General features: G+C 69.8%; 20 protein-coding genes and 2 pseudogenes. 12 read left to right on the top strand and 10 right to left on the bottom strand.

The window, feature by feature from the left end; translation table 11 throughout:
* Positions 1 to 4: 4 nt before the first annotated feature.
* From ABZ453_RS36835 to ABZ453_RS36810, 6 genes are all read right to left on the bottom strand, one after another.
* A complete protein-coding gene (locus ABZ453_RS36835) occupies positions 5 to 2,419 on the bottom strand; it encodes a hypothetical protein (RefSeq protein WP_359022081.1) in 2,415 nt (804 codons plus the stop codon).
* A 241-nt stretch (positions 2,420 to 2,660) separates the two neighbouring features.
* On the bottom strand, positions 2,661 to 3,179 hold the full coding sequence (locus ABZ453_RS36830) for a hypothetical protein (protein ID WP_359022079.1): 519 nt from the start codon (positions 3,177 to 3,179) through the stop codon (positions 2,661 to 2,663).
* A gap of 340 nt (positions 3,180 to 3,519) precedes the next feature.
* Positions 3,520 to 4,236, bottom strand: coding sequence for a Clp protease N-terminal domain-containing protein (locus ABZ453_RS36825; protein ID WP_359022077.1), 717 nt, complete (start codon positions 4,234 to 4,236; stop codon positions 3,520 to 3,522).
* The gene (locus ABZ453_RS36820; protein WP_359022075.1) at positions 4,233 to 4,454 is read right to left on the bottom strand and encodes an AsnC family protein; all 222 of its coding nucleotides are present in this window, start codon (positions 4,452 to 4,454) and stop codon (positions 4,233 to 4,235) included. The genes ABZ453_RS36825 and ABZ453_RS36820 overlap by 4 nt, the downstream gene beginning before the upstream one ends.
* A 316-nt stretch (positions 4,455 to 4,770) precedes the next feature.
* Entirely contained in the window at positions 4,771 to 5,220 is a 450-nt protein-coding gene (locus tag ABZ453_RS36815) for a hypothetical protein (protein WP_359022073.1), read from the bottom strand.
* A gap of 6 nt (positions 5,221 to 5,226) precedes the next feature.
* Entirely contained in the window at positions 5,227 to 6,075 is an 849-nt protein-coding gene (locus tag ABZ453_RS36810; RefSeq protein ID WP_359022071.1) for an ISL3 family transposase, read from the bottom strand.
* A 47-nt stretch (positions 6,076 to 6,122) separates the two neighbouring features.
* Between ABZ453_RS36810 and ABZ453_RS36805 the strand changes: the two genes are divergently transcribed.
* The 6 genes from ABZ453_RS36805 to ABZ453_RS36780 all read left to right on the top strand — a co-directional run bounded on the left by ABZ453_RS36805 (position 6,123) and on the right by ABZ453_RS36780 (position 14,015).
* Positions 6,123 to 6,275 carry a hypothetical protein gene (locus ABZ453_RS36805; protein WP_359022069.1) on the top strand — a complete coding sequence of 51 codons (153 nt, stop codon included), beginning with the start codon at positions 6,123 to 6,125 and terminating at the stop codon, positions 6,273 to 6,275.
* Positions 6,276 to 6,920: 645 nt separating this feature from the next.
* Positions 6,921 to 7,508, top strand: a complete 588-nt coding sequence (locus tag ABZ453_RS36800) for a sigma-70 family RNA polymerase sigma factor (protein WP_359022067.1) — start codon at positions 6,921 to 6,923, stop codon at positions 7,506 to 7,508.
* The gene (locus ABZ453_RS36795) at positions 7,505 to 8,119 is read left to right on the top strand and encodes a hypothetical protein (RefSeq protein WP_359022065.1); all 615 of its coding nucleotides are present in this window, start codon (positions 7,505 to 7,507) and stop codon (positions 8,117 to 8,119) included. The genes ABZ453_RS36800 and ABZ453_RS36795 overlap by 4 nt, the downstream gene beginning before the upstream one ends.
* A 103-nt stretch (positions 8,120 to 8,222) precedes the next feature.
* Positions 8,223 to 8,519: a hypothetical protein gene (locus tag ABZ453_RS36790; RefSeq protein ID WP_359022063.1), complete on the top strand. Its 297-nt coding sequence runs from the start codon at positions 8,223 to 8,225 to the stop codon at positions 8,517 to 8,519.
* A 541-nt stretch (positions 8,520 to 9,060) separates the two neighbouring features.
* Entirely contained in the window at positions 9,061 to 9,504 is a 444-nt protein-coding gene (locus ABZ453_RS36785; RefSeq protein WP_359022061.1) for a trypco2 family protein, read from the top strand.
* A 2-nt stretch (positions 9,505 to 9,506) separates the two neighbouring features.
* On the top strand, positions 9,507 to 14,015 hold the full coding sequence (locus tag ABZ453_RS36780) for a hypothetical protein (RefSeq protein WP_359022059.1): 4,509 nt from the start codon (positions 9,507 to 9,509) through the stop codon (positions 14,013 to 14,015).
* Here the strand turns inward: ABZ453_RS36780 and ABZ453_RS36775 are convergent.
* Entirely contained in the window at positions 13,993 to 14,301 is a 309-nt protein-coding gene (locus tag ABZ453_RS36775) for a hypothetical protein (protein WP_359022057.1), read from the bottom strand. The two genes, ABZ453_RS36780 and ABZ453_RS36775, sit on opposite strands and share 23 nt — an antisense overlap.
* A gap of 190 nt (positions 14,302 to 14,491) precedes the next feature.
* On the opposite strand from ABZ453_RS36775, the pseudogene ABZ453_RS36770 reads away from it, so the two are divergent.
* Positions 14,492 to 14,648: pseudogene (locus ABZ453_RS36770) on the top strand (AraC family transcriptional regulator ligand-binding domain-containing protein); the annotation flags it as partial.
* A gap of 60 nt (positions 14,649 to 14,708) precedes the next feature.
* Here the strand turns inward: ABZ453_RS36770 and ABZ453_RS36765 are convergent.
* Both ABZ453_RS36765 and ABZ453_RS36760 read right to left on the bottom strand, forming a co-directional pair.
* A pseudogene (locus tag ABZ453_RS36765) lies at positions 14,709 to 14,792 on the bottom strand (hypothetical protein); the annotation flags it as partial.
* A 98-nt stretch (positions 14,793 to 14,890) separates the two neighbouring features.
* Positions 14,891 to 16,135: an MFS transporter gene (locus ABZ453_RS36760; protein ID WP_359022055.1), complete on the bottom strand. Its 1,245-nt coding sequence runs from the start codon at positions 16,133 to 16,135 to the stop codon at positions 14,891 to 14,893.
* A 1,027-nt stretch (positions 16,136 to 17,162) separates the two neighbouring features.
* On the opposite strand from ABZ453_RS36760, the gene ABZ453_RS36755 reads away from it, so the two are divergent.
* The 3 genes from ABZ453_RS36755 (at position 17,163) to ABZ453_RS36745 (ending at position 18,559) form a co-directional block, all read left to right on the top strand.
* Positions 17,163 to 17,360 carry a YlcI/YnfO family protein gene (locus tag ABZ453_RS36755; RefSeq protein WP_359022053.1) on the top strand — a complete coding sequence of 66 codons (198 nt, stop codon included), beginning with the start codon at positions 17,163 to 17,165 and terminating at the stop codon, positions 17,358 to 17,360.
* The gene (locus ABZ453_RS36750) at positions 17,357 to 17,653 is read left to right on the top strand and encodes a hypothetical protein (RefSeq protein ID WP_359022051.1); all 297 of its coding nucleotides are present in this window, start codon (positions 17,357 to 17,359) and stop codon (positions 17,651 to 17,653) included. The genes ABZ453_RS36755 and ABZ453_RS36750 overlap by 4 nt, the downstream gene beginning before the upstream one ends.
* A gap of 687 nt (positions 17,654 to 18,340) precedes the next feature.
* Positions 18,341 to 18,559 carry a DUF6300 family protein gene (locus ABZ453_RS36745; protein ID WP_359022049.1) on the top strand — a complete coding sequence of 73 codons (219 nt, stop codon included), beginning with the start codon at positions 18,341 to 18,343 and terminating at the stop codon, positions 18,557 to 18,559.
* 33 nt (positions 18,560 to 18,592) lie between these two features.
* Here ABZ453_RS36745 and ABZ453_RS36740 read toward each other — a convergent pair whose 3' ends face one another.
* On the bottom strand, positions 18,593 to 19,276 hold the full coding sequence (locus ABZ453_RS36740; RefSeq protein WP_359022048.1) for a class I SAM-dependent methyltransferase: 684 nt from the start codon (positions 19,274 to 19,276) through the stop codon (positions 18,593 to 18,595).
* A 708-nt stretch (positions 19,277 to 19,984) separates the two neighbouring features.
* Between ABZ453_RS36740 and ABZ453_RS36735 the strand changes: the two genes are divergently transcribed.
* Positions 19,985 to 20,548: a tyrosine-type recombinase/integrase gene (locus tag ABZ453_RS36735; RefSeq protein WP_359022046.1), complete on the top strand. Its 564-nt coding sequence runs from the start codon at positions 19,985 to 19,987 to the stop codon at positions 20,546 to 20,548.
* Positions 20,549 to 20,560: 12 nt separating this feature from the next.
* Positions 20,561 to 20,908, top strand: coding sequence for a helix-turn-helix transcriptional regulator (locus ABZ453_RS36730; protein ID WP_359022044.1), 348 nt, complete (start codon positions 20,561 to 20,563; stop codon positions 20,906 to 20,908).
* The last annotated feature ends 2 nt before the right edge of the window (positions 20,909 to 20,910 follow it).

Below are 20,910 nucleotides of genomic sequence, written 5' to 3'. Positions count from 1 at the left end.
GGCCTTATGGCCAGGGAGGCGTGGGGGTGCCGTCGGGGTCGAGGCCGTGGGGGAAGCGGGGGTGGGGGCTGCTGCGGCGGAAGTCGGCCCGGGGGATGTGGCCGGCGTCGATGGCCTGCCGGGCGAGGGCGTCGGCGTCCTGGAGGCGTCCGGCGCGGCGGCGGACCATCACCAGGTGCGAGAGGGCGTGGGCTGCACCTGCGTCGGCGGCCTGCCAGGCGAGGTCTTCGGCAGCGGCCGGGTCGCCGGCCCGTTCCCGCAGCGCGGACAACGCCGTGAGCGCGGAGATGTGGCCGGCGTCGGCGGCCCTGCGGTAGAGAGTCTCCGCGGTGTCGGTATCGCCGGCTTTCTCCCGCAGCCGCGCCGCGAACAGCCATGCCTGGCTGTGACCCGCCTCAGCGGCCTGACGGTAGAGTCCTTCGGCGCCGTCCGGATCGCCGGCCTGCTGGCGCAACCCGGCCAGCACGAGCAAAACCTGGGTGTGGCCGGCCGCGACGGCCCGATGGCACAGCGCTTCGGCACGGTCGTGATGGCCGGCTTCGGTACGCAGCCCGCTCAGCACTGCCACGGCGCGTAGGTGCCCGGCTGCGGCAGCCTGCAGGGCCAGGTCGTCGGCGTCATCCAGGTCGTGGGCCTCCTCACGCAGCAGCGCAAGGCAGACCAGGGCATAGCTGTGGCCGGCGTCGACGGCCTGCTGGTACAGCGCCTGCGCACCGGCCAGCTCCCCGGCAATCTCACGCAGTTCAGCCAGCATGGCAAGCACGTGCGGGTGGCCATGGCCGGCGGCGAGGCGAGCGGTGGCCTCGGCGTCCTCGCGTCGCCCCCGCATCTCGCGCAGTGCGGCCAGCCGCTGCAGCGGCTGGCCGCGGCCCGCCTCGGCCGCCCGCAGGGCCAGCGTCTGCGCTCCGGCCCGGTCTCCGGCCACTTCCCGCAGCACCGCGATCCGGGCGAGCGCCCGCACATGGCCGGCCGCGGCCGCCCGCCAGGCCAGGTCTTCGGCCATCTCAGGCTCGCCGGCCTGCTCGTGCACCTCCGCCAGCAGCGCCCAGGCCCGGGTGTGGCCGGCGTCGGCCGCCCGCCGGTACAGCATGGCGGCTTCCGCCCAGTTGGCGGCCCGCGCGCACTGGGCCGCCTGAGCCACCAGCGCCCGCACCTGGCCGGCTTCGGCGGCACGCCGGCCAAGGTGATCAGCCCATTGCAGGCGGTAGCGTGCCCGAGCAGCGCGGGCCAGGCCATCGAGGTCGTCCGGGCCCAAGAGGTGACGCCCGGCAGCGTCCCAGAACGAGGCCGGCGGGCACAGCCTGCGACGCGTGGCCCGGCCGTGCTGCTCCAGATAATCGGCGAGCTGGAAGAGGGCCGGCGTGTTCGCCGCCAGACCGTCGGCCGGCACAGGGAGGGGAGAACGATGCCGCAGACGCGGGACGACGCGGCGCAGCGGCGCCTGCTTACCGTGCACCAGCCGGGTCAGCTCAGCGAACGCCGACTCCACCCATCCCTCCTCGAGTTGGGCATAATCGACCTCTTCGAGATAGTCCACGCACGCCTCGGCCAAAAACAGCTGCGGCAGATGCACACCGACCCCCAGCCGCCGGGCGTCCATCGCCGCGCTGAGGATGGCCACGGCTGCCGGGGAGCCGTGCCGGTAACGGCGCAGCAGCTCGGGCGCCCCCGCCAGATCCTGGGTGATCCGCCCACTCGTGCCGGCCCGGGTGAGCGCATCCGCCAGCAGCACATCACCCTCCTCGGCCAGCACGGTGGCCGCGCGCAGCGCCTCGTCGTCGAAGGCCTCCGGCACCGACAGCATCCGCGCGGCGAGCAGTTCCCGCACCCGGCTGTGCACATCGCCCTCGCCCGGCCGGGGCAGAGCCATGTACTGCTGAACGAGCTCCGGCCACAGCGTGGCCAGGACGAGAACCGGTCCCCGGCCGGCATCGGTCAGCAGGCCATGAAGCGCAGCAGCGATCTGCTCACCCAGCAGGGGATCACCGAGATAGTGCTGGGCTTCGTTCAACCACACCACGGTGCAAGGGGGCACCGTCTGCAGGCCGGCCTGCACCGCCTCGGCCCGAGTAGGGGCGAAGGGATGCCACAGCCACCAACCCCACCGGGCCAGCGGTTGAACCGCTTCCCAGCACGCCCGAGTCTTCCCGGTCGAGGACGAACCGACCAGCACCACCAAGTGACTGCGGCCCCGCGCCGCCTCGCGAACCACCTCGGCCAGCACTCGGTCATGATCGCGCACCACATAGCCGGGCAGCAGCACCTCCCGGACACCCTGACCGCCGACACCGCCCAGTGGGGAGGCAACCGGATGCACCTCCAGATCGAGCGGGCTGCACCGCGCGATCGGCTGCCCCAAGCGCCCAGCGCCCAGCACATCGCGCCGCCATGCAGCAGGCTGTGTCTGCTCATCCGGCACCCGACTAATCTCCCGCCACTGTCTTGTGTCCGCTCGACATTCATCTTCGCCTGCGCACCCACCGTTTGCTGCGCCTTTGGGCACGCAGAAGGACCGCCAGGCGGGGGTGCCTCAGCGGGATCTGAGACACGGCCCTGCGCTCGCGGTCCTGGTCAACGGCGCCGGCCAGGGGGTGCCGCGCCCGCACGATACAAGGGCGTGGAAAGCGGCCCCAGTGAAATGCCGCCGCTGCAACTCACGGTCACGAGCTCTGGGCGGGATCGCGGGGCATCGGTTGCAGGCCGAGCTCGCCACGGATGGCGTTGAGGAAGTCCTGTTCGGCCTCCCACAGTTGCTGGAACAGGCTGGAGGGCAGGTCTGCTGGGCTGCAGGTGGCGCGTGCGGCGGCGAGTTGGCGGGCGTGGGTGACCATCTGAACAGCCGTACCGACCGTCGCGGGGCTGAGCGCCACCAGCCGCATGGCGGTGAATCCGGCCTCAAGTGTCTCCTTGTAGGGCCGTCCCGTCTCCTCGAAGAACGGCATCAAGCGACCTGGTGAGCGAGGATGGGGTGCCGCGGTGATGCGGGCGGTCGGCTCCAAGACGAACGCCACGTACTTGCGGTGCGCTGCCAGGAAGTCGTTGTAAAAGCGCAGCCGGACCTCGCGCCACTGCCTCTCATGCTCGCGCTGCGCCATGCGGTCGTGGTTACGCATGGACAGCCAGCCTCCCAGGACCACACCGCTCAGGGCGGAAAGACCTGCGACAAACGTTGCGATCATGCCGCGCCCCCCTTCCTCTCCTCACGCTGACCGTGAGCACGGTGCTGGACGCCCGCGCACTCGCTCACCCCTTCTTCCCTTTCAACGTCACCGGGTATGCCGGTCGTTGGATCGTCGGGGATTTCACCGACGCAGCGGCCGGGTGGCGAGCCCGTTACGCCGCGCCCTGTCCGCAGCCGGGACTGTGTAGCGGGCCCTCGTCTTTGCCGGAGTTCAGAGGGGTGGCGTGGGGGAGGAGGTCCGAAGTGATGCCGGAAGGGGGTGGTGGCCGGTGGCGGGAGTGGCGATGTGGGGCGTTGGTGTCAGGACTGCGTGGTCGGCGATCCGACAGGGAGCGGGATCAGCCCGCCCGCCGGTAACGGTCAATGATCGCGGCGCGCAGCGCCGGGGCTGACGCGTCGAGCGCCGACAGCAGGGAAGGCACCAGCCCGCCCTTGTTGGCGATGAGCCCGAGAGCGAGGTGCCCGGTGTCGATGTGGGGGTCGTGCCGGGTCTGCGCTTCGAGAACGGCGTCCGCCAGGGTTTCCTTGGCGCGATCGGTGAAGGGGATGTGCCCGGTGGTTCGGGCGCCGGTGGCCTGATGCAGACCGGCGGGAGCGGGGGGCCGTGCGGTCAGGAGTGTGTGTCGGGTGCGGCGCCGCCGACGCCAGTGGCGCACGAGGCCCGGGGGGATTCCGCGCCGGGGATTCAGCCTGGACGGGCGGGACCCGCGGAGGCCGGTTTTGCCTGCTCGGGCGAGGGCTTCGGGACCGAAGGACTCCTCGATCCTGGCGCACACGGCGTCGAGATCGATCCCGATGGAGGCCAACGCGTCCCGGTCGAGGGCGCCGAACGGGGGCGATCCCGTGCCGAGTCCGATCAGGTGGACGATCTCCTCCTCGATGCGTGCTGGCGTGACACCGTGCTCACGCAGAACGGAGTTCGCCGGCTGGTCGGTGGAGACGAGGGCGAGCAGGAGGTGCTCGCAGCCGATGTAGTGGTGTCCGAGCCGTCGGGCGTGCTCTTGGGCGTGGACCACGACGGTGCGGGCGCCGGGAGTGAAGCGTTCGAACATCATCGCCTCCCGATCAGCCGGCCGTACTTGCGGTGCACGGTCTGCTTGGTGACGCCGAGCCGCTCGGCGATTTCCTGCCAGGTCCATCCCAGCTTGCGTGCGTTCTCGACTTGGAGGATCTCCAGCCGTTCGGTGAGTTCTCGCAGGGCAGCCACTGCACGGAGCCCGACGTCCGGGTCGTTACTGGCAGCACCCTCGGCGACTTCGAGTGTGTTCTGCATGCCTGTCAGCGTATGCTGACAGGCGAGGGCCGTCAACATATGCTGACGGCCCGGAGTGATGCACGGCAACACAGTCCAGCTGTCTTGGTCCGGGCTCTCCTGCTGCCGGCGCACGCTCGTCGATGAGGCATCTGACGCCGGGACGGCGAACGACTTCGCATGAGACGTAGAGCGAACCGGGCCAGTTCGCCTGAGACAGGGACCAGTTCATCGAAGACGGGACAGCAGGGCCGTCGAGCGCGGTGACCATACGACGCTTGGCTGTGACGTCGGTCAGTGGGCTCTGGCACAGATCTTGGGGAGCGGTTGCAGAGCGTCACTGGAGCAGGATCATCTTGCGGAGCAGTTTGAATCCGGCGCGGGCGGCGTCGATCCAGTCCGGCAGCCGGGTGCCGGTACGCGAGGTGAGCATCTGTGCGAAGTCACGGATCAGTTGGTGCGCCTGGTCCAGGTCCGGGCAGGCGGCCAGCACGGCCTTGCACTGCTGGACCTCATCCTCGGTGAGTTTGTCCGGGTGGCGGGTGATCCAGCCGACAACCGTGCGGACGGACGGTGCCGCTGCGGCCGGGGCGGGAGCGTCGGGCCACTGTAGGCGGCTGCGGGCCCAGTCCCGCAGGCTGCTGTAGGGCACCGGCCAGCCCCGATCGGCGAGTTCCTCACGCAGTTCCTTGATGGAGATCTTGCCTTCGGTTTCGTCGATGCGCCGCTGCAGGTAGGGCCGGTGGACGTCGAGGCGGCTCGTCCGGCTGCGGCGGCCGGTGACCATGTCCTGTCAGCGGGCCGCGCGGGCGTACCGCTGGACGGTGTGCCGGCCCCAGCCCAGGTGACGGGCGATGGCACGGATGCTCATGCCCTCGTTCAACAGGTCGGGGACCATGGCATGGCGAGCGCGCTGGCGCTGGGCCCGCCGGCCTGTCGGTGCCATGATCGGATCCGGGGGTGATGCGTGGGCATCGCCGGTCACGGCGAGGGCAGCCTCCCTCTCGGAAGGGACGACGACGCAGCGCAGTGCGTCACGGTGGGCTGCGACGAACTTCTCGACGGCCTGGCCCAGGTTCTGAAGCAAATGACAGCGGTCTGCGACCTGCAGGGCGTGTGGGGCGCCGAGCGCGGCGCCCTCGGCATAAGCGCCCGCCCGGTCCCGGCAGATCACCTCGACTCCGGGGTGCGCCGCCAGCCAGGCGGCCAGGGGCGCGGCCTCACGGCCGGGTAGCACCTCGATGGGCCGGTGCCGCTCGCCGTCCGTGATCACTGTGGCGTAGGTGTGACCGCGCCGGGTGGCGAAATCGTCCACGCCCAGCACCCGGGGCGTGGGGAATGAGGGATCCGGCAGGGCCATCACCCGGCGCAGCAGGGTCATCCGCCCCGCGCCGAGGCCCAGGTGGGCGGCCAGCCGGGCGCCGGCCCGCCCGGCCAGCGCGAGCCCGATGCGCTCGAGCGTGCGGTTCAGGCGGATGGTGAACCGCGCGTATGGGGCCGTCAGCTGCGCAAACCGTTCCGCGAAGGTGCGGCGCGGGCAGGTCGGCGTACCACAGATGAAGCGGCGGATCCGCAACTGGATGACGACGCGCTGGCCGCCGAGGGGAAGATCCCGCAGCCTGCGCTGGTAGGCGTCGTGCACCCGCTCCGAGAACTGCCCGCAGTCCGGGCACGCTTCCTCTCGCCGTGATGTCGACCATCCCGAAGGCGACGGTCGCCGCCTCGACCGCCACCTCGTCGATACCGGCGAACACCAGCGACTCCCAGAACGATGCATCGGCCTGCATGAACAGCACCCTCGCCAAAACGAGATGCACCAAGGACACACCGCCGAATATCTGACGGAGCGTCATCCTCGCCGGATGCGCGATGGCGTACGCGGTCTCGCCCGGTGGCTTGCTTGCTGTGACACGGGTTCAACTGCCGGAGATGCGCGGCCTTGTAGAGCGTGTTGAGGCCGCTCATAATCGACAAGCCCGCATGCGTGTGCCTGGCGTGCCTTCGGGGGGCGAACGGATTTGGTCGTTCAGGGTGTGACCGGTGAGGTGCGGCGCGGGCACCGGAGTGCTCGATGCGGACGATGACCTCGCCGGCGACGATGCCGACGTTGTCCATCCGCTGAATCGCCATGCCGATTTCTCCTTCTCCTCGTGCGGCCGGTGGTGGCCGGTGATGTCCCGGGGACGGAGCCAGTGGCACGTTCTCGACACCCTGCGCCACGCATCTGAAGCGAGCGGCCTTGCGCAAGCAGCGCTAGCCCGAGCGGCGGCCGGTGAGGTAGTCGGCGAGGGTGGTGAAGCCTTCCTGCCCGAGCAGGTGGCGGTCGCGCACGGGCGCCTCGCGGGGTGTTTACTCACGGCTGTCTCGTGCTCCGTGTCACGCCTGCCGATGCGGCCCGAGCCTGAATCCGCCAGGGGCTGTAAGAGATCCGGCCCGGCCGTACATCTCCCGGTTGACGGCCGTTGACGGACGGAACATGGAGGTGCTGTGAGACGACGACGAACAACCGCCGGGGAGTACGGTGACCCGGCCGGACACCGGGCCCTGGAAGCTCTCTATACGGCTCATGCTGATCGGGTCCTGGCGTATCTGCTGCACCGTACGGACCGGGAGACCGCGCAGGACATCCTGTCGGAGACCTTCGTGCTGGCCTGGCGCAAATCCGGGGCCGTACCCGACGATGCCCTGCCGTGGCTGCTCGCCTCGGCCCGGCGGCTGCTCGCCAACCGTGTGCGGTCCGACCAGCGGCACCGCGCACTGACCGATCGCCTGGCAATGATGGCCGACCGGACGGGGTCCGCGGAGATCGGCGACGCGATAGGGACGCGTGCCGAGGTGGCCGCCGCACTGTCGGCGCTGTCCGAACAGGACCGGGAGGCACTGCTGCTGAGTGCCTGGTACGGCCTGACGGCCAAGCAGGCGGCCGTGGTCATGGGCTGCACGGCCACTGCCTTCGCTGTGCGCCTGCACCGGGCCCGCAAACGGTTCAGGGCAGAGCTGCCCTGTGCAGACCATGCACAACCGGTCCATGACGTTCTTTCCCAGCCCCACTTCACCCAGCGGGAGTCAGCATGAAGCAGACCGTCACCCAGTACGGCCAGGCGCCCGACCTCGCCGCCGTCCGTGCCCTGCGCCCCGCCGGCGACAAAACCGACGGCTGGGCGGTCTCCGAAGCCGGCCAGGCCGTACTGCAGGAGATCCTGCGACGGACCGAGCAGCCGCCTGCCACGGCCGGTTCCAGCAGGCGCCGGCATCTGTTCATGGTGGGTGCGGTCACAGCCGCCCTCCTCGGGGGCGCCACCACGGCTGCCGTGGCCACGTTCGGGCCATGGGGCGAGGACGGGCGCAATGTCATGTGCGCTCGCACGCTGTCGCCCGATGCGGACCTGAGTCAACTGACACTCAAAGCCATGAAGAGCTTCGATCCGCAGGACGCGGCGCGTTCCTGCGCGGCGGCCTGGGACGCGATGTGGAACCGGCCCGCACAGGGCACAGTGCCTCAGACACCCAAGCCGGCCCGGTTCGCAGCCTGCTATTTCCCTAATGCGCAGCCCGACAGCGGTGAGTCCTCCGCCACCGCCAGCCATAGGGAACTCGGCGGACCGGTGATCTACCCGGCGGACGGCTATCCCACGAAGAAGGCGGCCTGCGCAGCCATCGGCTCCAGGCCTGTGGCAGGCGGCTGAGGCCGACGGTACACGCCAGAAGCTGTCGACGGTCAGCCGAATTGTTTGACCGTCGACAACAGCCTCGGGCAGCAGCAGCTGCGCCGCCGCGCTCCACGACATCATGCGCAGCGCGGACCACATGACCGGAGCGGACAAGACCGCAGCACTCTTCGAGGCCGTGGGACTGGCCGAGGACGGCCACAACACCGTACTCGCCACGGTCCTCACCGGGCTGACAGTCGACACGAGCGCGGGCCGGCCCGAAGTGGCCTCCCACGGGGCCGCCGCGCGTGCCTGCCAGGCGCTAAAGGACCTGGTCCGCGCCGCGGAGGGGAAGGACCTTTCCGCCTTCGCCGACGCCGGCGAACGGATCCGCGCGCAGTGCCTGGCAGAGAACTCCCCTCTACGGGTGTTCTGACGCGACATCCGCAGTCCCGGCGTCTGTGCCGGCCTCCGGACGGCAGCGCGCCCCAGCCGACATCAAGCGACGCGGACGGGCTCCTTGACGTGAGGCTCGGAGGTACTGCCATACGGGGCTTTGCGTGATCGCGATGCCCCGGGAACGTCGGGCTGGACAAGAGACGGGAGCCGGAGAGGAGCTTGACCAGATCTTCCTCGCCGTGAAGGCGCTGCGGTGCGAAGAAGGGATCACGGCGGAGACCCTCCGCTGCCTGATTGACTTTGCTCCGCACGTCCGCCTCACGTCGTCGGCGCCGCTGCCATTGTCCGACTCCTGATTTCGGCCGAGCCCCGCTTCGTCCTGCACGCCCACGTGGAATCCGCGTGGAATGCATGGACCTGATCGCGTGCCCATGCTGCTCGTGTCCACGCGGCGCCACGTCTCTCGTGCGGGGTCTGAACAGGACGGATGCGTTCCGCTGCACGAACGGCTCAGGCTGGCGCACACTGGCCTTGGAGCCCGGTGACGGCTGCTGCGGCGCGGTGTGAGGGGGGACCCGTTGTACGAGGCCGAACGTCGACAGGACCACGCAGACGGCTGGGGCGGCACGGCGGTCTCGGGCGACGGGAGCTGGCGGCCTCCTGAGGGAGAGCCGGGTGGTCTGGCGGAGGCGCTGGAGACACTGCGGGCCGAGTTGGACGCGGCGCAGGAGGCCGGTGCGCGGCGACGGCTGAGGTTCGAGATCGAGGAGGCCACCCTCGAACTCCTGCTGGAGCTGCGTTCGGATGTCAGGCCAGGGGTGAAGCTGGCGTTCGGCGTGGTGAGCGCGGATCTCGGCGCGGAACGCGGCAGCAGCCGCACCCACAAGCTCACACTCAAGCTGAAGGTCCGCGACGAAGCACTCGGTGGTCGCAACACACAGGTGCGGGAGACACGGAAGGAGCAGTGGGAACCAGGCGCCGCCGCGCACGGGGAGCAGGACCGGCCGGGACGGGCGGAGTAGCCGTGGATCCGCGCCGCCTGGCCGCCGTGCGCGCGGGGGATGCCGAGTACGTCCAGGCCAGCGGATCCGGCTACGTCCTCACTCCGCGGCTTGTGCTCACCGCTCTGCATGTCGTCACCGCCACCAAGGGCCGGCAGCCACACCAGCGTATCGATGTCGTCATCGGGCACCCCGGCCACGGAGATCGGCAGCACCGGTCCGGTCGGCTGTGCTGGGCGGGCACCGTACACGATGTCGCGCTGGTCCACCTCGACCGGCCCGCCGACGTGCCGGGGGAGGTCCTGTGGGGGCGCCCCGTCGCGGGAGTCCTCGACTACGAGGCCCTGGGCTTTCCGAGCTTCGCCCGCTACGACGACGAGGTGGCGCGTGTCGAGCACCTCACCGGCCGGCTCCCCGCCTTCGGCCAGGGGCTCGCCGGCGGCCTCGTCCTGGACCAGAGCGCCGCCCCGCGTCCGCGTCCCGAGCGACGCAACTGGGCCGGTGTGTCGGGTGCCGCCGTCTTCTGCGGGGACTGCCTGGTCGGGGTCGTCGTCACGGACGACGCGCACTTCGACGACCGGCGCCTGCATGCGGTACCGGCCTACGCCTTCACCCAGGATGCCGAGTTCGTACGCCACTTGGAGGCGGACGGCGGGCGAGCGCCGAGCCTCAGCACACTGACCGACCGAGGGCGGTCACATGGCCAGAGCGAGACATCGCCCGCTCCACAGGCTCCGGCCCCGGCCGACGAGCTGCGGCAGCTGTCCGAGGAATACCTGCAGCCGGCCGCCACCACCCGGCGGCAAGCGAGCCCGCGCGGGGCCTTCTTCGGGCGACAAGAGGCCATCCGCGGCATCGAGGAATGGCTCCACCCGGCTCCGGGCACGGCCGCGGCAACGGCCTTGGTGGTCACGGGCGGAATGGGCTCGGGAAAGTCCGCACTGCTGCGGCAGACGGCACTCGCCCACGACGAGTACGGGCGGCAGACCGTTCAAAAACCGTGCACGGCATCCTCCCGGGGTGGCTGGCCCGTGCTGACGGCGCACCTGTCCCTGGCCGCGATGGACCGGGCCAGGGTCACACGCGTACTGGGCGCCGCCTGCGGAGTGGATGCCGAGACCGTCGCTGACCTCCTGACGGCACCCGCACCGGCCGAGGAAGCCACGCCGGTCGTACTGTTGGATGCGCTGGACGAGGCGGACCGGCCCGAGCAGTTGTGCCGGACCCTGCTCGTCCCCCTGATCGAGACCGATGTGCCCCGGGTGCGGCTGCTCATCGGCACACGATCACACCGTCTGCCGCTGCTGGAACGTCCTGACCTCGTGACGATCGACCTGGACAGCCCACACTACGCGGACCGCAAGGCACTGGAGCACGCCGTCCGCCAGGACCTGACCGATGCCGCCCCGGACAGCGTGTGGCGCGACGCTCCGCCGCACCTGCTCGCCGCAGCCGTCCGGCAGGTGGCCGATCGGGGCGAGCCCTCCTTCCTGCTGGCCGGTCTGCTCGCCAGGGCGCTGGCACGGCGGCCCTCCACCGCTCTTCCCGGCACCGAGGAATGGCGCCAGCTGGCCGAGGACGGCATCCACGGTGCCCTGAGGGCGGAGGCCGCCGAGCGGCTCGGCGACCGGCTGTCCTGGGCCGAGGGGCTCCTGCGGCCCCTCGCCTTTGCCCGCGGTGCCGGTCTGTCGTCCGCCCACGTGTGGCCACAGGCGGCGTCCGCCCTGAGCGGGCGCCGCTACACCGCCCACGACATAACGGAGTTACTCCGTCTCGTGGGCGACTACCTCGTGCCCACCACGGTGACCGACACCGCCGCCGGTGACACGTCCTTCCGTCTCGCCCACAACGCCCTGGCCGACTGGCTGGCGAAGGGGCACGACGAGGAGGCCGCGCACGAGGCGATCGCCCAAGCGCTGATCGGCGCGGTGCCCTGGAACGGCGCGACACCCGACTGGCACGCCGCGCCCCGCTACGCCCTCGACCACCTCACCACCCACGCGCGGGAGGCGCACACCCTGCACACGCTGCTGGATGACCCCGGGCTCCTCCTGCACAGCGACCAGACCGCCCTGCTGGCCGCGGTCAACCGCGCGGACGTCCCGCGCACCGCGCAGGCGCTGCGAGCCACGACGGCACTGCCCCGCGACACCCCGGCCACGGTCCGGGCACAGATCCTTCAAGCCGCAGCCCGCCGCAGCGGCGCCGACACGCTCGCGGACCGGCTTAGTGACTGCTGCTGCCCACCGCGCCGCGCCACCCGCTGGAGCCGTCGCAGACTCATCCTCGACGACGAACTGCCCACCGGTTTCGAAAGCGGCCCCCGTGACGTGATCGCGCTCTCGTGGCTCGGGCAGCCCGTCTGCGTCGTGCTCGGCAGCCGCCACCACCAGGACTTCCTCCAGGTGTTCGATCTCGAAACACGGTCCCCCATCGGCGACCTCGTGCCTGCGGGCCGGGCAGAGGCTGGCCACCTCCTCGGCTCGGTGACCAGCGCCCGCGGAAAAACACTGGTCGTCTACCGCACCGGTGACCGATTGCGGCGCTGGTCGATGGATGACGGCGAGCACCTGTCTCCCGATCTCCTCTTCGACCAGGAGGAGGAGCGCGGCGCGCAGAAGTCTGCACGGCGCAGCACCCTGGGCCGTATCGGCGAGCGCACCGTCGCAGTGGTCGCGACCTGGACCGATCGCCTGTACTGCTTCAACCTCGACGCCGACTCACCACAGCCCATGCACACACCCCAACACATTGACGCGCTGCCGCTGAACGGCCTCGCCCTCACCACGGTGCGGGAAGAGCCCGCAGTGGTGTGTCTGTCCTACGGACACGTCGAGTGCCGGGCACTGGGCGACGGAACCACCCTCTCCACCTGGGAGGTGGCCGGCGGACTCACCTCCCTCGTCCTGCTCGACCGCGAGGACCGGCCGCAGGAGCAGGCCATGGCGGGCTTCCGGCTGCGCAACACCATGACCGACGACGAATTCGCGATCGACCTGTGGGACCCCCTCACCGGCGAGGTCCTGGACACGAACCCCGACTACCGACAGACGCGTAACAACCGCTGGGACAGATACCCGAGTTACGAGACCGCGTGGACCGAGGAGTTCGACGGCCGCCGCCGGCTGTTCCTCTCTCCCGGCCGGGAACGCTACGAGCGGGACCCGCACACCGGCACCCGCCTCGGCCCGCCCTGCCAACTGCGCCCCGGCGCCGTGGAACTCACCGTGCACGGCGAACCCCACACACTCGGAATCGACAAGAAGCGGCTGCGCCTGCGCAAAGCCGGCCCCTACGCCCGTGACCCCTTCGATCCGTCCACCTGGCCTCCCGGCGGCCTGTCGGCCATGCGGGGAGAAAGGTACCCCGAAGAGCCCAAGGTCCCCGAGCCGCTGACGGGCGTCCCCGGCCGGACCGGAACACACCGAGGACGGCCCGTCCTTCTCGTGACAACTCCCTACGGGGGCCACCTGAACCAACAGCGAAGGGCGACTCTGTTCGACACGCGCTCCGGCGCCCGGCTCGCTCCGCCTTGGCACATCCCCGTCTCACCCGACGAGGTGACGGCCATCGACTGGGCTGTGATCCAAGGACGTCTCGTGGTCCTCGCCTTCCACAACAAGCTGGTCATGGACCTGTATCAGGGCAACGCGTCCGTGCTGCTCTGGGACCCCGAACAGCCCACGACAGTGCGCCGCATGTCGATCGGGCATCCCGGACAAGTCGCCGGCGTGCACGCTTTGGGGGCAGAGGACCTGCTGTACCTCACGGTCGACGAGGGACCGGACCTGCTGTGGGACACAGCCTCCGACACGTTCACCCCGGTGAGTTGTCCCGATGGGGCAGAGCCGGAATCCCTGCACGCCTTCGCCGGCCGCGGCCCCTACCTCTGTATCCCGCCCGCGGACTGCCGCAGGCTGGGCAGTGGCCGGGCGTGGCGGATGGTTTCGACAGACCGGGCGGAGGCCACTCCGATCCACCTGCTCCCACCAGAGGCGGACGGCAGTTGGTACGCGACCCCGGATGCGCTACGTCACTCGGACGCCGTTATCAATGCCGACGGCCACATGACGGCCCTTCGCGCGCGAGAACGGACCTATCCCGCACCCGGCACCGCGCTGGAAGTCCACCTGCTGCCGGCCGCCGAGGCCGATCCCGAGCCTGTACGGCGCCGCTGGTGGCGCCGACCGCGATCGCCCCGCATCGCGGGAAGCGTGTTCGAGCTGGATCGCCGGGTGGACCAGGTGGTGGCCGCGGAGGACTCCGGGCCCGGACGCTTCTACGCCGTCAGCGGCAGCCTGCTGACGGGGTTCCGCCTGGAGTGGGAGGAAGAGACCATGCGGGACCCGTCCGACGAGTTCAGCGGTCGGCTCACGCACTTGGAGCCGCAGGAACTCGTTCCCGTCCTGTACAAGGACCACGAGAGCTATGACGCCGGCGCACGCATCCGGCATGTGCTGCCCTGCCCGGGCGAAGGGGTTGCCCTGTTCACCGAGGACGGAGTCACCTTCATCTCGGCCGGGTCGCGCTGAGAGAAACCCGGGTCCAGGCAGGCTGGAGTTCCGTCCGTCCCCACCCGACGGCAGCCCCTTCGGCCTTGCGGACGGGATCGCTCTCCACCTGCCCCACCAAAGGGACGGCCAGGGCTCTCCACCTACGGCGAACGTTTGCGACCGGGCCGTTCGGCTTGATGGTGGTGAAGGCCAGACGCAGCCGGTAGTCGATCGCCGTGCCCACGGTGCCGGCCTCCGCGCCGACGCCCGGGCCGGGCAGCAGGAGCTGGTCGTCGTGATGCCGAGCGCGGTAGCTCTTGTGCAACAGGTGGGCTCCGGCCGACAGTTCACGATCAAGGAAGCGGCGCAGAGGGTGCGTGGACGTTGGATACCTGAATCAGCCTCATGAACATCGCCTTGGGTAGCGAGCGCCATCGAGGCGCTTCGGGGCTGTCACGGTTCGGGCGGTAGGGAGCGGCACTGATATCCCGTCACCCGCAAGAGGGGACGAGGGGATCACCGAGGAGTACGCAGTCGACCAACAGCCGGAACTGGCCCAGATCGGTCTCACCCGAGACCCTGATGCGCTCGGCGGCCCTGCGCGTCTCCCACCGCCAGGGCAGTGCCGTCATCCGGCGCGCCGTCGAGCTTACCGGGGACGAGAACCTGGGAGGGCTCCTCCTGCAGGCCATCGAGGCGTTTTGCGATGAACCGGGCCGACCAGCGGTCCACGGTCGACCTGTCGATGCCGAGGTCGGCGGCGGCCTGCTGGTTTGTCCCGCCCTCCGTGCAGCGCAGCACGATCTTGGACACCATGCCAGCAGGGGCAGGTCGTGGGGGAGGTGGTCCCGCTGGCGGCCGGTGCGGGACCGGTACGGCAATGTGCCGGGCGGTGCTGGATGGCCCGGCCCGGCTCACGTTTGTAGGGTCTCCTGCGGGCTGGTCTTCCGGAGGAGGGGCAGCAGTCCGGCCGCCACGAGCGCGGAGGCGAGGCCGAGGGCGCCGACGGCCGTCGTGAGGTGGCCGGTGACGGACTTGAGGGCAAGCAGGGCGAGCGGGCAGAGGAACTGCCCGAGGAAGAACGACGCGGCCCACAGGCCGGTGCCCCGGCCACGGTTGCGGTATTCCAGCTTCGACATGGCCCAGGTGAGCAGCGTGGGCAGCAGAAAGCCGGTGCCGATGCAGTTCAGGAAGGTGCCGAAGAGCAGAATCGCCACGTTGTGGGCCATGCTGATCAGCACGAACCCTGCTGCGCACAGGGCGAAGATAGCGGCCAGTCTGCGCTCCGGCCGGCCGATCATCGAAGCGAAGATGACGGAGCCGATGACGGTGGCCGTGCTCGCAATCGCGGTGACCATGCCGATGAGGGCGCTGGACTGTATGCCCAGGCCGTTCATCAGGTAGGCCGTCTCGGCAGGGACGACGTAGAAGACGATGCCACCGAACACCGAAAGCAGGCAGATGCCGGCCAGCCGGCCGGCCGAGGAGGGCCGATGCCCGACGGTGAGCACCTCGTCCACGGGGGCGCCCGGCCCGGGCTTGGACAGGAATGCGGCCATCGCGGGGGCGAGGAGCAGCCCGACGGCGTAGAGCTGGAAGGCGGCGCGCCAGTCCGAGGTGCCCATCGCCCCGCCGAGTATGAAGAAGGCGGTGGCGGAAATGGTGGCGCACACCGTCTGCAGGGCCAGGTAGCGGTCGCGTGCCCGGCCGACGTAGTAGTCGCCGATCAGTGTTGTGCAGGAGGTCATGATGAAGGCCTCTGTGACACCGAGGAGGGCACGGCTGGCCATGATGGCAGCGAGCGAGTGCAGCCACAGCGGAGCGGTGCCGAACAGTGCGTACAGGACGGTCGCGACGACCAGCGGACTCCTGCGTCCCAGGCGGTCGATCAGGACCCCAGCGAAGGGGGCGATCAGGGCGAGCGTGAGCGCGGGAATCGTGAGGATCAAGGGGACCAGTGCGTCCCCGTGCGGCACCGTGCTGAACAGCTCCTGTAGCTTCGGCAGCACGGGAGCGAGTAGCACCGCGCCGAGGACCGGCAGACAACTCCCGCTCATCAGGAGCGTCAAGCGCAGACTGCCTCCGGGTTCCGGCACGCGCTCGGTGCGCCGGACGGCGAAATCGTCGGTGGGAACGGGTGAGGAGGAGTAACCGGGCACGCAGGGCCTCCACGTGGGCGGTGAGGGCACGCGGCAGGCTGCCGCGTGGCTGTGCCACACCGCGGAGCGCCAGTGCACCGAAGGGAAACGCCCGGATGAATGAGGGGGCGTCTGGACTTGCACGACTATCGGGCAAGTTGCTCTGTGTTGCCTACCCCTTACGCCATTCAACTGGTAGATCCCGCCCATCCATCTTCTGGATGGTTCCCGGTACCGATCTCCCGCCAAAGATCGGTTCAGGGTGTCGGCCGGCGGCAAGGCTGCACTCACACCCTCCTGCCGCTCGCGTCCGTCTCCAGACCGCCCCGGCATGAAGCTCCGCGGCAACCCGCCCATCCTCGCCTTCAGGCCCGTCGCCGTGCCGACAGTGAGACCCAATCCGGCGCCCAAGCGCCTCTTCCTCAGCTCCTCGCCGAACTCGCTGGACGGTTGCAGCACGGAAACCTCCAGGACCGCCCACCCAGGTGCAGAGGATTGCTGCACGAAAGAGTGCGACACCCCTGACCGGGCGGACAAGGCAAGTGGCACTGTTTCCCGTTTCCTCTCCGCAGACGGGAGGCACTACTCGCGACGAGGGGGACCCGCCAGGTGGACAGCCGCCTGGTCTGGGGCGCAGCGCAGAGTCGTGAACCCTGGGCGCAGCTCAACGTGGCCGTGGGTGATCCCTCACCTGTCGCTTGAAACATCGAGGGCGTGCGACCGAAAATCCCGAGGACCCGGTGGCCGGCATTAGCCTGATTCCCGTCCCGCTTTGCACCGTGCGGTCTCAGGGCCCGCCGGCCCTTCCCCGTCGGTGGCCCCTCGGTGCTCGGAGCCGTCCAGGAGGGCGTCAGGGCCAAGCCGCTCGATCGGCAGCAGACGCGGGCGGCCCGCGTCCGTCGTCGGCGTGCTCCTGGCGGTGCTCGGGCCCGTCCCGACGCGGCGCCGCGCGGTGCACATGGAGGATCTTGCCCCCTCGGGCTCGGGCCTGCTGGCCGCTGGGCGCAACCGCTTTACGCCACCGCCAACCGGTGGCTACTGTGCAACCATGACCGTCACCACCATGACCTTGCGCATCCCCGAGGACCTCGCCCCCGCGATTAAGGCGGCCGCCATCGAGGCCGGTCTGAGCCTGAATGCCTACGTGGTGCGCGCCGCGCGCCGCGCCGCCACCCTCGATGCCGGCAGGCAGCTTGCCGCGCTCGGCCTCGGCGACGACCTGGCGGGCGAGGGCGACACCCTGTGAACCGTGGGGAAATCTGGGCTCTGGCCGACGGCCGCAACGTCCTGATCATCAGCCTGACCGGCCTGGAAGAGACGTACGGCGCCCTCCTCGTGATCGTGCTGCACGACAGCGGGAAGTACCCGGACACGGCCATGTCGGTGGTGATCGGCGACCCGGTCCCGTGCACGGCGGTCGCCGTCAACATCGTGCAGTTGCGGGTCAACCGGTTCGAGGGCGCGAAGCTCCTCGGCCCGGTCGACCCTGCGGCCATGGCCCGGGTGGACCAGGCCCTGCGCGCCGTCCAGGACCTGTAGCCGCCGCCAACCGAGGACGCCCCCTTAGATTCAACCGGGGCAGCGGTGAAGGTCCGGGGAGTCGATCAGCGTCATCGGGATTCCTCCGTGGATACCCACGCCTTCAGGCGGGGGAGGAAGCGGAATCTTGCGGAGCAGGGCAGGGAAAGCCGATGCACCGCCAGGGCGGATCGACGTTCACAGCCAACCACCCGCACGTAGGTGGTAGTTTGTGTGGCGTCCGGTCGGCGATAACCAAGCTGGCCGGGCCTACCGCCGGGCTGGCGGGATGTCAGGTCTGTGGAGCTGGCGTAAGACTGCCGGACGTGCCCACGTCCCTTGCCGTTTGGTCGGGGCAGCTGCTGTCTGAGAAGCAGAAAGCTCGACCCGCGAGGGAAGAATCTCCCTGCTTCAGCTGGGGGAGAAGTCAACTCGAGACAGATCGGCAAGCCGCCCGGCTCGGTGTTCACCGTCCTCAAGCGCTACGGAGGAATCGCTCCCATACTCCGCAAGACGCGCGCCGGAAGCTTGAGGCTCCGTCTGTCGCGTTGGCAACCTGGATGGCAGTCTCGACAGCGTCAGCGACGAGCAACTCGCCCGACTGCACTCCAGTGACCGCGACGACGATGACCAGGCGGCCCTGGCCCTGTTCCCGCTGCGGAGGCGACCTCCTGCTGCACTGGCACGGCCCGTTGATGACCGGCGTGGATGGAACTCTGCCCGGCCTGCGACGCCCGTCGTCCCACCGCCCGCGCATTCATCCAGCGGCACCGCGACCCGGACTGGGATCGCAAGGCACTGCCCCAGCTCTTCGAAGACTGGGAGACCGAGACGATGTACGCCCACGGGTGGGCCCGCGCCCCGCAGCCCGAGGCGCCACCCAGTCCCCCCGCGTACCTGCGCCTCGTGCCGCGTGGACAAGGCTGAGCCGAGCACGGACACGGCGTGGGAGGCGGGAAGTCACCTGGGGCGGGTGCGTCGACGGACGCGGAAGAGCCGGCAGGAGACCGGGTTGCTGTCTTCGGGCGCGTCAAGGACGTCGATCTGGTCCACGAGGAATCCGTGTTCGGCGAGAAGGTCCTCCCACAGCGGGGGGTCAAGCACCCACATGTGCACGGTCAGCGGTTTCCCGCCGGCGAGTGGGAGGAGCTCGCGGTGGGCGGTCACACTCTGAAAGGGGCCGCGGCCGGCTGCGTTGGTGTGCAGAACGGAGAAGAACAGGCGGCCGTCCGGCTTCAGGGCGGTGGCTAGGGCAGGCAGGAGCCGGTGTGGGTCGATGTAGCCGAAGGCGTGGATCGAGTAGATCACGTCATAGGGCTCGGCCTGCTTCAGGTAATCGACGGCGTCGCCATGGATCAGCTGGAGTCCCGGCATGGTGCCGTGCCGGGCGACGGCGCGTTCGTGCTGGGTAGGGGACGTCTCGACGGCGTCGACGATGGCGCCGTGCTCGCGTACCAGGTGGGCGGCGTACTTGCCCATCCCGGAGCCGAGATCGAGGACCCGCTTGCCGGAAAGGTCGCCCAGGACCTCAAAACCGGGGCCGCTTGGCCAGAAGCCCCAGTTGATGCGATCGGCATCGGGAATGTCGGTGCCGCGTTCGATGTGGTGCCTGCCGTATGTGGTCCATGCGGCCAGGTTCGACATCTCCGGGGAATTGCATCCGATGCACGATCCCGGGTCGTCTGAGCTGGGGAGCTGCGACATCAACGTACCTCCCTTGAATGGTGGTTGCGGCGTTCTGATCTGCCCTCTTGCTGTGGATCTCTCATCGGATGCATGATTCGCGCACTCTCTGAAAGTGAGGGAGCGTGGCGACGACTACCGACCTGAGTGAGGGCTCCGCACGCCTGGTGCTGTTGCACGGCGTGACGCTGCTGCATCCCGAAGACACCGTGTTCGAGGCGATGTTGGAGGGCTGGGCGTGCCAGCAGCGTGGCGGCCGGCGCCTTCAGCCGAAGACGATCCGCGACCGGCTGAGGGTGGTTCGCCGGTTCAACGACTTCGCCGAGGCGTACCCGTGGCACTGGTCGGCCGCCGCGATGGACGAGTGGACGACGTACCTGATCGCGGAACTGCACCGGGCGGAGTCGACGATCCGCAATTACCAGACCGCGGTGCGGATGTTCTGCGACTACGTCACCTCGCCGCACTACCAGTGGCCGCAGGAGTGCGAACTGCGCTTCGGCACGCACCCGGTACAGGTCTGCTTCGAGTGGAACACCGCCGCCCACCTGGTCGACTACGAGGCCGAGGCGTCCCGCCGGCCGATGACGCGCGAGGAGATCCAGTGCTTCCTCGACCACGCCGACGCCCAGGTCGACCGGGCGATCCGACTGGGCCGCAAGGGGGGCTTTGGCCGCCTACCGGGACGCCACCGTCTTCAAGGTCATCTACGGCTGGGGACTGCGCTGCACGGAGTGCTCCAAGCTCGACCTCACCGACTGGTACCGCAACCCCAGGGTGCCGGAGCTGGGCCGGTTCGGGTCGCTGCACGTGCGCTGGGGAAAGCGCTCCAAGGGATCGCCTCCCAAGCGGCGCACCGTGCTCAGCGTCATGCCGTGGGCGGTGGAGGCGGTCGACGACTACGTCACCAACGTCCGCCCCCGCTACCGCAGTTGTGCGGGCTCGGCATTGTGGCCGACCGAGCGCGGCGGCCGACTGCAGAGCCGCGAGATCGAGGAGCGGTTCGCGGAGTACCGCGACGCGCTCGGGCTGGACGGCGACCTCGTCCCGCACTGCCTGCGGCACAGTCACGTCACGCACCAGATCGAAGACGGTGCCGATCCCGGATTCGTTCAGCGCCAGGTCGGCCACCGGTTCGCGTCGACGACCGCGCTGTACACCGGGGTCAGCGGCGACTTCATGAACACGATGATGCGCACCGTATTGGACAGGGCCCTCCACCAAGGCCAGTAGGGAGACGACGAGATGACGGAGAAACTCGACTACCGGTGGCATCTGCGGAAGGTGATGGCCGACCGCGGGATGTTCTCCACCACCGACCTGCGCCCCCTGCTGGCCGAGCGCGGCATCGATCTCTCGTCCAGCCAGACGTACCGTCTGGTCGTCGAACGTCCCGAACGCCTCAGCCTGAAGACGCTGATGGCGCTGCTGGACATCCTGGGCTGCACGATGGAGGACCTGATCGAACCCATCGCCGTCCGCCACGCCCGCGGCAGGACCGCCGCCGCCGGAGGTGGTGAGGAGACGGGGGCGGCGCCCGGGGTGGGGGACTTCCGCCCCAAGCGCGCCCGCATCGTGCCACCCGAGGAGTGAGC

The sequence above is a fragment of the Streptomyces sp. NPDC005799 genome (assembly GCF_040630525.1).
GTDB lineage: Bacteria > Actinomycetota > Actinomycetes > Streptomycetales > Streptomycetaceae > Streptomyces > Streptomyces griseorubiginosus_B.
This window is presented reverse-complemented; position numbering and strand designations above follow the sequence as displayed.